The organism is Micrococcaceae bacterium Sec5.1 (assembly GCA_039636795.1).
In the GTDB taxonomy this organism is placed as follows: domain Bacteria; phylum Actinomycetota; class Actinomycetes; order Actinomycetales; family Micrococcaceae; genus Arthrobacter.
Genome location: CP143430.1, coordinates 4,864,150 through 4,875,597, shown reverse-complemented (window position 1 = coordinate 4,875,597; position 11,448 = coordinate 4,864,150). Strand labels below are relative to the sequence as shown.

Here is an 11,448-nt window from a genome sequence, read left to right as displayed (position 1 = left end):
GACCTTAACTGACCCCGCGTTGGAACGACTATGCGCCGCCTAGACGATGTCCTGCGTCTTGGCGAAGCGGGCGATGGCACGCTGGGTGCCGCGGCTCGCGAAAACCTGGATGAGCGTACTGACGAAGGCCGAAATCAGCGCGAAGGACAACGCTGAGCGGAGGCTCGTTTCCATATCGTCGTGGCCCGTGGGCGGTTTGTTGCCCGTGGCCTTTTCCCAGCCCTTGTTGACCAACTTGGTGCCGACGAATCCGGCTGCCAGGCTTACTCCGGCACCCAGCAGCTTGAAAAAGAGGTTCATGCCCCCAGCCTAGCCTCACTTCCAGGTGGGTTGGGACTAGCGGCGGTTTTCCCGTTCTTTGAGGAAAGCTGCCATGGAACCGCGTGGTGCAAGGACAGGAACAACGTCGTGATCGGCTTCCCAGACGGCATCCACTGTTCCGAGGCCGGCAACTTCCTTGAGCAGGTAATACGTGGGTGGCATCAGCTGCAATGTACCGGAGGCTTCAGCCGTCAGGATCCCGTCCACAGGCATCCAGAGTGATTGCCATGCTTCTGTGGTTTGGTGCTGGGGTGCTGCTTCCGGAGCAGGCTTGGCAACATAGAAGTATGTGTCGAAACGCTTGGGCATGTCGGTCGGCGTGACCCAGTTGGCCCAAGGGCGAAGGTCTGAGGCATCAAGGGGAAGTCCGGCCTCTTCCCACACCTCCCGCAGGGCAGCGGTGAGCACCATGCCTGATTTTGCCGGGGCCTGTTCGGTATCGACGGCGATGGAGGTCAGGCGCCAGTCTGCAGCATGCCGTTCCAGCAAGTCAGCCGGGTAATCCCATCCGTCCTGGTCCGCGGCATCAACCCGGCCTCCCGGAAAGACCACCATGCCGGCGGCGAAGTCCATGGTGGCAACCCTGTGCTGGACGAACGCTTCGAGCCCGCCCGGGGCGTCGCGGAGCAGGATGACGCTCGCAGCAAGGCGCGGTTGGGGAACCGGGATGTCCGTAGTGGGAAGGTCCGTCATGAAATGCCCCTTTGCCGCGTCGATTCTGCTGGATCATTCTCTCAGGTCTGGTTGCGAGCCGTTTTGTGACCAGCCCCCAGCGCGCACGAACACCCACAGGTGTAAACTGAACCACGCCCATAAGGGCAGATTAATAACGACAGGGGAGCGCCGCCGTCGGACCTTGCAGAGATGCAGGAGCCGCGAGGGCGCTGAGAGTGCGGACAGCCGCAGACCCTCGAACCTGATCCGGTTAGTACCGGCGCAAGGGAGTCGAGCTTCTCAGAGTGTCCGGATCCGGGCGGCGCAGGCCGGCCGGGAGTTCCGGGGAGCACTTTCCCCTCCTGTACCTCAGGAGGCAGAAAAATGACCACGGCAAGCGTGAAGAAAACCAGTTATAACTGGCGTGTTGTAGACATCGTGGTGGCAGCTTTGATTGCCATCGCCGGAGGCGTGATCTTCTGGGCCTGGTCCCAGGGCGCCGCAATCGTATCCATCCCCATGAACGCCACGTATCCGCCGCTCACCGGTTTGATCGCCGGTGGCTGGATGATCCCGGCCGTCCTGGGCATGCTCATCATCCGCAAGCCGGGCGCAGCCTTGTTCTGCGAAGCCATCGCCGCCACCGGCGAACTCATCATGGGTTCCCAGTACGGCACCACCGTCCTCATCTCCGGCATCCTCCAGGGACTGGGCGCAGAACTCGTCTTCGCTGCGTTCAGGTACAAGAAGTTCGACCTGTCCGCTGCACTCCTCGCAGGTGCTGGCGCGGGCCTCTTCTGCGGTCTGAACGATTCCTTCCTGCCTTGGGGCTGGAACATCGCCTACGAAGCGATCGACAAGCTGGCCTACATCGCCTTCTGCACGCTTTCGGGTGCGATCATCGCCGGCGCGCTGTCCTGGGTTGCCACCCGCGGGCTGGCCAAGACGGGCGTCCTCAGCTCCTTCGCGTCGCGCAAGGCTGCTTCGGAGCCCGTCTTCAACTAATGCCTGCCACGCAAAGCAGCGGCCAGGTCCGGCCTGCCGCCATCACCGCCCAAGGGTGGGGATGGCGGCATGCCGGGCGTTCCACACCCGCCATCCAGGACCTCGATCTCCGGATCGAGCCCGGCGAACGTGTGCTCCTGCTTGGTCCATCAGGCGCAGGGAAGTCCACACTGCTCCATGCCCTCGCCGGTGTACTGGGTGACGAGGAAGACGATTCGGATGAGACCGGCTCGCTGTTCATCGACGGCGTCGCTCCCCGCGAACAGCGCGGCCGCGCAGGTCTGATGCAGCAGGATCCGGAGACCCAGGTGGTGCTCTCACGGGTGGGTGACGACGTCGCATTTGGCGCCGAAAACCTTGCCGTTCCCCGGGATGAAATTTGGGCCCGCGTCCATGAAGCGCTCGACGACGTTGGGTTGCGCACCGCTGCAGGCGGCGGTTTGGCACTGGATCACCCGACGGCGGCACTCTCCGGCGGGCAGAAGCAGCGCCTTGCGTTGGCTGGCATCCTGGCAATGCGGCCCGGGCTGATCCTGCTTGACGAACCCACGGCCAACCTCGATCCGCTGGGCGTGCTTGAGGTTCGAGACGCCGTGCAGCGCTGCCTGGACAAGACCGGTGCCACCTTGGTTGTTGTGGAGCACCGTGTGTCCGTGTGGAAGGACCTGGTGGACAGGATCGTGGTCCTCCAGCCACCCGCGGCCGGGGGCGGTGTGCTCCTGGACGGCCCCCCGGATCAGGTGCTAACTGAAGCCCACACCATGCTGATGGCCGCGGGAGTGTGGGTGCCGGGGTACGTTCCGGCTACTCGCGCCCGCAGGATCACAACTCAGGAAATGGGTGGCCATGAATCCACCGCCCAACTTCTCCTCGTGGCACAGGACCTGGCTGTTTCCCGTGAGAAGTCCCGCCATCGCCGCTTCAAAACAATCCCGCCCGTCCCCGTGCAATCGGGTATCAGTGCACAAGTCAGGGCTGGAAGGGCGCTCACCATCACGGGCCCTAACGGCGCCGGCAAGTCCACTTTTGCGCTCACATTGGCCGGCCTTCTGGCGCCCGTGGACGGCAAAGTAAGTGCCGCCGTCGAGCTTTCCGAAGGAGCTGGAATCGACCCCTTCAAGTGGAAGGCGGACCAGCTGATTTCGCGCATCGGCACCGTGTTCCAGGAACCGGAGCACCAGTTCGTCACAGGCAAGGTCCTGGACGAGCTGATGTTCGGACCAAAGCATCTGGGACATGGTGAAGAACGCGTGGATGAATTGGTGGAGCGTTTGCGGCTGACGCATTTGGTGGACGCGAATCCTTACACTTTGTCTGGCGGCGAGAAGCGCAGGTTGTCCGTGGCCACGGTCCTTGCGGCCCATCCCAAGGTGCTGGTGCTGGACGAGCCCACATTCGGACAGGATGCCAACACCTGGGCCGAACTGGCGTCGTTCCTGTCGGAACTGCTCGACGCCGGAACTGCTGTTGTCTCCGTGACGCATGACGAAGAATTCAGTGCGGTCCTTGGCGGTACAGAGATGCGGCTGGATCCGGCGGCGTCGCACGTCCCGGACCCGCGCGTCCCCGACCAACACAACGAGGCAGCCCACCAGGAAGCTGGTGCCGCATGAGGGACGCCCTGAACCTGCGCGGCAACCACGCCCTCCTCACGCGGGCCAATCCTTTGGTCAAGTTCGTGTCCGTCTTCCTCATTTCGCTGGTGCTCGCATTGTCGATCGACTGGGTATCCGCTTCGACTGCCCTCATCGCCGAGCTGGCGCTGTTCCCGCTGGCTGGCCTCACACTGCGGCTTTTATGGCAGCGCGCCTGGCCACTTATCATCGCTGCAGCGATTGGCGGCTGGAGCACCGCAATCGTGGCGGCCGACAGCGGGGCTGTACTGCTCGACGTCGGACTCTGGTCCATCAGCGAAGGTTCCCTTCGGCTGGGGCTGGGATTCATGCTGCGCGGTTTGGCGATAGCGCTGCCAGCGATCCTGCTGATGACCTGCACGGATCCTACCGATCTGGCTGATGCTCTGGCGCAGAAGGCAAGGCTGCCACACCGCTTTGTCCTTGGATCGCTGGCCGCGATGCGCCTGGTGGGGTTGATGGCTGAGGAATGGCAGACCATCGGCATGGCCCGGCGCGCCCGGGGTGTGGGTTCGCAGGGCAGCCCGCTACAACGGCTGAAGGCAACGCTTGGACAGAGCTTTGGGCTGCTGGTCCAGGCGGTGCGGCGGGCCTCCAGGCTGGCCATCACCATGGAGGCACGTGGTTTCGGCGGCGGGCAGCGAACGTGGGCCCGTGAATCCACGTACTCCCTCTTGGACGTCTGGGTGCTCCTGGGCGGCCTCGTCATCGCTGCTGCTGCAGTATTGACGGCTGTCGGCGCTGGAACGTGGAGTTTTGTCTGGCGTTAGCGCTTCCAACTACAGATATCGCACTATGCGGGTAGCATGTGATGTTTGCCGCTGAATCAGCGATTTGTTGTCCGCTTCTAACTCATTTGTGATATTTTTTTGAGTATGACGCAACCTACCGCCGAACATGTAGGCCTCCTGCTCCGCAACGCGCGAAGCGAAAAGGGCTGGACGCAGGGGCAGTTGGCTTCTGAGCTGGGAACCAGCCAGAGCGCTATCGCCCGAATGGAGCAGGGCAAACAGAATCTCAGCCTCCGAATGATTGAACGGTTGGAGGCCATCTTCGGCCGCTCCATCGTCAAGGTCGGCAAACCGCAGATGACGCACCTCCGGGTGGAAGGCGGTCACACGCTATCCGGTGAAGTGGATGTCAACAGCAGCAAGAATGCCGGCGTGGCCCTGTTGTGTGCCAGCCTGATCAACCGGGGCACCACCACGCTGCGTCGCTTGGCCCGCATTGAGGAGGTCAACAGGATCGTTGAGGTGCTGACGTCCATCGGCGTCGAATGCACCTGGCTCAACGGCAGCGACCTCCGTATCCGCAGGCCTGAAGTCCTTGACCTTGAGTCGATGGACGTGGAGGCGGCTCGCCGTACACGCAGCGTCATCATGCTGCTCGGGCCCCTCTTGGACGAGACCGCCGAGTACCTTCTTCCCTATGCCGGTGGCTGCGACCTCGGCACGCGCACCGTCGAGCCCCACATGCAGGCATTGCGCCAGTTCGGGCTCACGGTTGGCGCGAAGTCGGGCTTCTACTCCGTAGTGGCACCCCCTGCCGATGGGCACGACCGTTCCTTCGTTCTCTCCGAACGTGGCGACACCGTCACCGAGAACGCGATCATGGCTGCTGCACACCGTGAGGGCACCACCGTGATACGCAACGCGAGCCCCAATTACATGGTCCAGGATCTTTGCTTCTACTTGCAGGGCCTGGGCGTCACCATCGAGGGCGTCGGCACAACTACATTGAAGATCACGGGCCGATCATCCATAGATGTGGAGATCGAGTACTTCCCTTCAGAGGATCCCATCGAGGCCATGAGCCTGATCACTGCGGGCATCGTGACCAACTCCGAGGTCACCATCCGCCGGGTGCCTATCGAATTCATGGAAATCGAGCTGGCCACCCTGGAGCAGATGGGCCAGAAGCTGGAAATCTCAGGCGAATACATGGCCCGCAACGGCAGGACGCGTTTGGTGGATGTCACCACCAAGCCCTCCGAGCTCCACGCGCCACAGGACAAGATCCACCCCATGCCGTTCCCTGGGCTCAACATCGACAACCTGCCCTTCTTCGCCGTGATTGCGGGCAACGCCGAGGGCCAGACCATGATCCACGACTGGGTCTACGAGAACCGCGCCATCTACCTGACGGAGCTCAACAAGCTGGGCGCCCAGGTGCAACTCCTGGACCCGCACCGGATCTACGTCAACGGTCCCACCAAGTGGCGGGCCGCGGAGATCGGTTGCCCACCAGCCCTGCGTCCGGCAGCCTGCCTGCTCCTGGCGATGTTGGCTGCCCGTGGAACCTCGGAGCTTCGCAACATCTACGTGATCGAACGTGGTTACGAGGATCTGGCCGAGCGCCTGAACACCATTGGCGCCAAAGTGGAGTACTTCCAGGACTAGGCACGCTTTTCTGCTGGATCATCCTGCTCCCCACGTGGGGAGGAGCCCGGATTCCCGGGACGCCACGTCGGCAATGGAGCGATGATCCAGCAGAATTTCCCGGGCCGCATGAAGCAGAATGGTGCCATGCGGACTTTCGGGGTGGAGGAAGAGCTACTCATCGTCGATCCTGTGACGGGCGAGCCCTTGGCCCTCGCGGATGCGCTGCTGGCAGGCACGGAACCCGCGCCTGAAACAGGGATGGGGCTGAGCCACGAACTGAAGCTGGAACAAATCGAAACCCAGACCCGCCCGTGCCATGGCTACAGTGAGCTCCTCCAGCAGATCCGGCGCGGACGTGCGATGGCCAATGACGGTGCCAGGAAACACAACGCCCGGGTGGCCGCGCTTGCCACGTCACCCCTGGCTAAGAACACCCATACGACTCCAGATCCGCGCTTTGCCGTGATGCTTGAACGCTTCGGGTTGACGGCCCACGAGCAACTGACGTGCGGCTTCCATGTGCACACTGCCGTGGAGTCGCCTGAAGAGGGCGTGGTGGTCCTCGATCACATTCGCGACAAACTTGCTGTTTTAACGGCCATCAGCGCCAATTCCCCATACTGGCGTGGGCTGCCCACGGGTTTCGAGAGCTACCGGATCCAGGCCTGGAACCGGTGGCCGACGTCCGGGCCTTCTGCCGTTTTTGGCTCGTTGACTGCCTACCGGCGCATGGTCCAGCGCCTCCTGGACACGGGGGTGCTCCTTGACGAGGGCATGATCTACTTCGACGCCCGCATCTCCCGCAATCATCCCACGGTGGAAGTGAGGGTGGCTGACGTGTGCCTCCGCTCGGAAGACGCAGCTTTGATAGCAGTGCTTGTGAGGGCATTGGTTGAGACCGCTTCCCTGGAAATGCTCGACGGCGTTGAGCCCGCCTCAGTCCCGACGGCCTTGCTCCGGATGGCGAGTTGGCAAGCGAGCAATTCGGGACTTCGCGGAGACCTCCTGGACTTTGGCGACTTCCGTCCCCAACCGGCAGCGGATGTGGTCTGGGCCTTGGTGGATTATCTGAGCCCAGTCCTGGACGACCAAGGTGAACTGGAACTCGTGAAGGCCGGAATTTCGGACATCCTTGAGCGCGGGAACGGAGCCCGGGAGCAACGCGAAGCAGCAGAGCGTTTCAACAACCGGCAACGTGAGGCACAAAATCCGCCGGGGAGTCCGCCCAGCAATGAGGCGCTGGGGGCGGTGGTTGGACATGCCGTGAAGGTGACGCTTCGTGGCGCTACCGCAGACTCGCACAAGGATCCGGCGCCCATCCTGACCAGGGTCCGCCGGCCCTAGGCTTCTACGGAGTCAGCCTCTTCCCATGTCATCAGGTACGCCCCAGCCAAGCCCTCGACCAGGTAGAACACGAATGGTGGGATGTCCTTCTTGGCCACAAGGATGGCGCCGTAGATGGGCGCGCTGGCTGCGGCCGTGACCCCGATCCATCGTTTGGCGGGCGACGCCAGGAGGCTTCCGCCCAGCGCCGCCAAGGCAAGAACGTGGAGCCCGGAGTAGGCGAGGAATGGCGCATTGGATCCCCGGCCGTAGGCAAAGCGTTCCAGGTCCGAGGCCCGGCGGGACAAACTCGACACAAAGAGCGGGGCCCCTGCCAGCAAAGCGGCCGCGGCTGCAACAGCCCACCGCTTCGCCCGTCCGCCCGGAAGACGACCGGCAAAGGCTGCGAATCCCACAGGCACCGCGACGGTTCCAGCCGCTGCGAGGTGCTGCCCAATAACCCAGCCACGCTGGCCCGCCTCAAGCATACGAAGACGTTCGGCGGCGTCGGGGGTGATGTAGACGCGCGACACCGGCGAAATACCTGCAAACCAGATCGCCGTGCCGGCAACGATGACCGCTCCGGCACGGCGATAGGGATGATTCCCGCTCATGCGAGACAGGTTAGACCTGTTTGAGGGCCTTCTCCAGATCCAGAATGAGATCGTCTACATCTTCCAGGCCCACGGACAAACGGACCACGCCGTCGCTCAACCCAATGGCCACGCGACCTTCAGGCCCCATGGCCCGGTGGGTGGTGGTGGCCGGATGCGTGATGAGGGACTTGGAGTCGCCCAGGTTGTTGGAGATGTCGATGACGCGCAGACCGTCCAGCAACGCGAACGCGGCGTCTTTGGCGGACCGCCCGGAAGAGGGCAGCAGCTCGAACGTCAGCACAGTACCGCCGGCCTTCATCTGCTTCGCCGCCAGTTCGTACTGCGGGTGCGATTTCAACAAGGGGTACTTGACCCAGCTAATGGCAGGTTGCTGCTCGAGCCATTCCGCGATTTTCAAAGCGGAGGCCGAGCTGTGGTTCACGCGCAGCCCCATGGTCTCCAGGCCCTTGGTCAATACCCACGCGTTGAACGCGGAGAGCGACGGCCCGGTGTGCCGCATCAACTGCTTGACCGGGCCATCGATGAATTCCTTGGTGCCCATGATCGCGCCGCCGAGGACGCGCCCCTGGCCATCGATGTGCTTGGTGCCGGAGTAAACAATGACGTCTGCGCCCAAGTCACCGCAACGCTGCAGCAGGGGAGTGGCAAAGACGTTGTCGACGACGACGGTCGCTCCCGCTGCATGCGCGAGCTCGCTGACGGCGGCGATGTCCACGATTTCCTGCATCGGGTTGGACGGCGACTCGAAGAACACAGCGGTGGTGGGTTCGGAGAGGGCAGCACGCCACTGATCGAGGTCGGGACCATCGACAAACACGGTCTCTACGCCCCAGCGCGGCAGGATCTCATTGAGGATCACGAAGCACGAGCCGAACAGGGAGCGGGCGGCAACCACGCGATCACCGGCAGCCAACAGGGCACCCAAGGCGGTGAACACCGCGGACATGCCGGACGCCGTCGCAAAGCAAGCCTCGGTTCCTTCGAGCAACCGCAACCGCTCCTGGAACGTGGCCACGGACGGGTTGCCGTAGCGGGAGTAAACGAAGCGTTCGTCCTCGCCAGTGAAGGCGCGTTCGGCGGCGGCAGCGGATTCGTAGACGAAGCCGGAGTTCAGGAAAACGGGTTCGGACGTCTCCTGGAAGTTGGTACGGTCAAGGCCACCGCGTACTGCCTGGGTGTCAGGGCTCCAGCTGGCGGCATCGGGATTGAAAGTCACTTAGTCGTTCCCCAGGTTGGTCGGCAGGCCACGGTTCTTCCAGCCGTTGATGGTGCGTTCGCCATACCGGTCCGGGTCACCTTCGAAGCCCTCGAGGACGTTGTAGGCGGTGAATCCGGCCTGCGTCGCGGCGATGGCAGCAGAGATGGAGCGCTGGCCTGAGCGGCAAATGAAAACGAGTTCCACGCCCTCGCCCTCGGGTGCCTGCTGCTGCAGGTCCTCGAGGAAGCGGGAGTTGGGAATGCCGCCGGCGAGGTTCCACTGAATGAACAGGGGATCATTCTCTGTGGCTTTGGTGTCCGGAATGCCGATGTGTGCCCACTCGGCCTCGGTGCGGACGTCTACCAGGATGGCGCCGTCTTCAAGCTTGGCCCACGCGTCCTGCGGGGTCAGGTCACCTGCGTAACTCATGCGTGTCCCTCGAATGCTTCTTCGTCGTCGTCGTTCTCCAACTGGTCAACTGCATTCGCGACGGCGGCGTCTGCGTTGGCGATGGCCACGGGCAGTACGACGGCCTGCGCCACGATGACATCCGTGCCATTGAACGTGGCTGCCGGGCTGCCGTGGAGCACGTAGCCGTCAGCGAGGGCCGTGGTGATTCGCTCGCAGAATTCGCGTGTATCCGGACCTGTAATCAGGCGGTAGGAGAGTTTTTCTTCAGTGGGTTCAGGCATTGGCTGGTGCTCCTCAGTCACGCTTGCAGTTCGAAGTGTCGATACGCCGAGTAGTCACCTGAGGCACCCCGCCGGAGAGAGGGTTGCCGACCAGCAAGTCAGGGCTTGGCGCTGGTGCTCATTACTCAAGAAAAACGTAACATCCCGCGGCGGCGGCCCGCACTTGCAAGCGGTTACGCGGTCGTCATGTTGCGTAACCGGCCGGTGCTGGAGTAGCAGCCCAAATGTGACGCCCCGGGAGCATAATTGACGCAGTACGACCCCCTGTAACTTCGCAAGAAATCAGGTCGCGGTGAACGGACAAGGCAGCCCTACACTCAAGCCCATGCTGCATTTTGGATGGTTCGTGGGGCACGGTTTCGGTGTCCAGGGGTGGGGAACTCCCGGCTACAGCCTGGGCTACGACTGGAAGAAACCTGCCCTGTATCAAGACGCCGTGCGTGCGTTCGAGCAATCCGGCCTTGACCTTTTCATCATCGAGGATTCCCTTACTGTTCCTGATACTTATGGCGGCACCGCCGAGGTCTCGCTGGCACACGCTTCCTTTGCGCCCAAGCATGACCCCTTGGCCCTGGTTCCGTATCTTCTGTCCGCCACCAAGCACCTAGGGATTGTGCCGACCGTCAGCGCATCGTTCTATCCGCCCTTTACAGCCGCCCGGCTGCTGGCCACGCTGCAGCACTTCTCCGAGGGGCAGCTCGGCTGGAACGTCGTCACGTCCGGCAGTGACCTGGCGGCACAGAATTACGGGCTGGATCAGCAGATTGAACACGACCTTCGGTACGAGAAAGCGGAGGAATTCGTCGACGTCGTACGGAGGCTTTGGCGGAGCTGGGAACCTGACGCGGTGCTCGAGGACGTTGAGGCCGGCAGATTCGCCGACCACACCAAAGTGCACCCTATTAACCACCAGGGCGACTTCTTCAAGGTCCGCGGTCCGCTGAACACCGCGCCTCTGCCGGAGGAGCCTGTGCTGGTGCAGGCGGGTGCTTCTCCTCGGGGCAAAGCGTTCGCGGGTGGGCACGCCGACGTCGCGATCGCCTTGGCGCGTGGCGCTGACGGCATGAAGGCCTACCGGGATTCCATCCGTGCCGAGGCTGCCAAGGCTGGCAGGAACCCCGACGACGTCAAGGTACTTTTCGTGCTGAAGCCCACCGTGGTTGGCTCATCAGCCGAGGCTGAGGAGTTGCGGGCGCAGCGCCGGGAGCTTACCCAGCGTGATATCGACAGCCAGCTCAACTCGATCTCCTACCTGTCCGTGATCGACTTCAAGCAGTTCGACCTCGATGCGCCGTTGCCTGAATTGAGCACCAACAGCAACCAGGGCACGTTGGAGCACTTCGCCAAGGCAGCGCCTCCGGGGTCTACCCTGCGCCAGATCCTTCAGGCACGCAGCGGTGGTGCCGGCGATTCGATCATCGGCACGGTTGGTGAAATCGCGGACTACCTTGAGGAGACCGGCGAGGCGGTGGGTGGGGACGGCTTCCTCTTCTCGGGGTTCGTGGACCCCGTAACCGTGCACGGCGTCTTGGACAAGCTGACTCCCGAACTGCGCCGCCGCGGCCTGTTGAGGAAGAGTTACGGCGACGGCGGCTTCCGCCAGAATCTTCTGGACTTCTGACC

12 protein-coding genes and 2 riboswitches are annotated in these 11,448 nt (G+C 62.9%); of the genes, 6 read left to right on the top strand and 6 right to left on the bottom strand.

The genetic code is table 11. The annotated features are described in order from the left end of the window. Nucleotides 1–39: 39 nt before the first annotated feature. Both VUN82_22305 and VUN82_22300 read right to left on the bottom strand, forming a co-directional pair. Complete coding sequence (locus VUN82_22305; GenBank protein ID XAS71779.1) at nucleotides 40–300, bottom strand: DUF4235 domain-containing protein; 261 nt, start codon at nucleotides 298–300, stop codon at nucleotides 40–42. 36 nt (nucleotides 301–336) lie between these two features. Continuing rightward, the gene (locus VUN82_22300; protein XAS71778.1) at nucleotides 337–1,014 is read right to left on the bottom strand and encodes an NUDIX hydrolase; all 678 of its coding nucleotides are present in this window, start codon (nucleotides 1,012–1,014) and stop codon (nucleotides 337–339) included. Between the two features lie 131 nt (nucleotides 1,015–1,145). Further along, a riboswitch (TPP riboswitch) is annotated at nucleotides 1,146–1,282 on the top strand. A 77-nt stretch (nucleotides 1,283–1,359) separates the two neighbouring features. On the opposite strand from VUN82_22300, the gene VUN82_22295 reads away from it, so the two are divergent. From VUN82_22295 to VUN82_22275, 5 genes are all read left to right on the top strand, one after another. Further along, on the top strand, nucleotides 1,360–1,980 hold the full coding sequence (locus VUN82_22295; protein XAS71777.1) for an ECF transporter S component: 621 nt from the start codon (nucleotides 1,360–1,362) through the stop codon (nucleotides 1,978–1,980). Further along, entirely contained in the window at nucleotides 1,980–3,593 is a 1,614-nt protein-coding gene (locus VUN82_22290) for an ABC transporter ATP-binding protein (protein XAS71776.1), read from the top strand. Before VUN82_22295 ends, VUN82_22290 begins: the two co-directional genes overlap by 1 nt. Further along, nucleotides 3,590–4,384, top strand: coding sequence for an energy-coupling factor transporter transmembrane component T (locus VUN82_22285; GenBank protein XAS71775.1), 795 nt, complete (start codon nucleotides 3,590–3,592; stop codon nucleotides 4,382–4,384). The genes VUN82_22290 and VUN82_22285 overlap by 4 nt, the downstream gene beginning before the upstream one ends. A 105-nt stretch (nucleotides 4,385–4,489) precedes the next feature. Then, entirely contained in the window at nucleotides 4,490–6,013 is a 1,524-nt protein-coding gene (locus tag VUN82_22280; GenBank protein XAS71774.1) for a UDP-N-acetylglucosamine 1-carboxyvinyltransferase, read from the top strand. A gap of 126 nt (nucleotides 6,014–6,139) precedes the next feature. After that, entirely contained in the window at nucleotides 6,140–7,339 is a 1,200-nt protein-coding gene (locus tag VUN82_22275; protein XAS74770.1) for a glutamate--cysteine ligase, read from the top strand. On the opposite strand, the gene VUN82_22270 is transcribed toward VUN82_22275, so the two are convergent. The 4 genes from VUN82_22270 to VUN82_22255 are packed head-to-tail and all read right to left on the bottom strand — an operon-like array spanning nucleotide 7,336 to nucleotide 9,825. Then, entirely contained in the window at nucleotides 7,336–7,932 is a 597-nt protein-coding gene (locus tag VUN82_22270) for a hypothetical protein (protein ID XAS71773.1), read from the bottom strand. The genes VUN82_22275 and VUN82_22270 overlap by 4 nt on opposite strands. 10 nt (nucleotides 7,933–7,942) lie before the next feature. Further along, on the bottom strand, nucleotides 7,943–9,151 hold the full coding sequence (locus VUN82_22265; protein ID XAS71772.1) for an O-succinylhomoserine sulfhydrylase: 1,209 nt from the start codon (nucleotides 9,149–9,151) through the stop codon (nucleotides 7,943–7,945). Continuing rightward, entirely contained in the window at nucleotides 9,152–9,562 is a 411-nt protein-coding gene (locus VUN82_22260) for a rhodanese-like domain-containing protein (protein XAS71771.1), read from the bottom strand. It abuts the gene before it with no gap. Next, nucleotides 9,559–9,825 (bottom strand): DUF1737 domain-containing protein, encoded by a 267-nt coding sequence (locus tag VUN82_22255; protein ID XAS71770.1) that lies wholly within the window; start codon nucleotides 9,823–9,825, stop codon nucleotides 9,559–9,561. Before VUN82_22255 ends, VUN82_22260 begins: the two co-directional genes overlap by 4 nt. A gap of 14 nt (nucleotides 9,826–9,839) precedes the next feature. Further along, a riboswitch (SAM riboswitch) is annotated at nucleotides 9,840–9,951 on the bottom strand. A gap of 166 nt (nucleotides 9,952–10,117) precedes the next feature. On the opposite strand from VUN82_22255, the gene VUN82_22250 reads away from it, so the two are divergent. Further along, nucleotides 10,118–11,446, top strand: coding sequence for an NtaA/DmoA family FMN-dependent monooxygenase (locus VUN82_22250; protein ID XAS71769.1), 1,329 nt, complete (start codon nucleotides 10,118–10,120; stop codon nucleotides 11,444–11,446). Nucleotides 11,447–11,448: the final 2 nt, after the last annotated feature.

What these genes read in the sequence shown, in the direction of transcription:
- VUN82_22305 (XAS71779.1), bottom strand. Translation starts at nt 300, where the DNA reads ATGAACCTCTTTTTCAAGCTGCTGGGTGCCGGAGTAAGCCTGGCAGCC.
- VUN82_22300 (XAS71778.1), bottom strand. Translation starts at nt 1,014, where the DNA reads ATGACGGACCTTCCCACTACGGACATCCCGGTTCCCCAACCGCGCCTT.
- VUN82_22295 (XAS71777.1), top strand. Translation starts at nt 1,360, where the DNA reads ATGACCACGGCAAGCGTGAAGAAAACCAGTTATAACTGGCGTGTTGTA.
- VUN82_22290 (XAS71776.1), top strand. Translation starts at nt 1,980, where the DNA reads ATGCCTGCCACGCAAAGCAGCGGCCAGGTCCGGCCTGCCGCCATCACC.
- VUN82_22285 (XAS71775.1), top strand. Translation starts at nt 3,590, where the DNA reads ATGAGGGACGCCCTGAACCTGCGCGGCAACCACGCCCTCCTCACGCGG.
- VUN82_22280 (XAS71774.1), top strand. Translation starts at nt 4,490, where the DNA reads ATGACGCAACCTACCGCCGAACATGTAGGCCTCCTGCTCCGCAACGCG.
- VUN82_22275 (XAS74770.1), top strand. Translation starts at nt 6,140, where the DNA reads ATGCGGACTTTCGGGGTGGAGGAAGAGCTACTCATCGTCGATCCTGTG.
- VUN82_22270 (XAS71773.1), bottom strand. Translation starts at nt 7,932, where the DNA reads ATGAGCGGGAATCATCCCTATCGCCGTGCCGGAGCGGTCATCGTTGCC.
- VUN82_22260 (XAS71771.1), bottom strand. Translation starts at nt 9,562, where the DNA reads ATGAGTTACGCAGGTGACCTGACCCCGCAGGACGCGTGGGCCAAGCTT.
- VUN82_22255 (XAS71770.1), bottom strand. Translation starts at nt 9,825, where the DNA reads ATGCCTGAACCCACTGAAGAAAAACTCTCCTACCGCCTGATTACAGGT.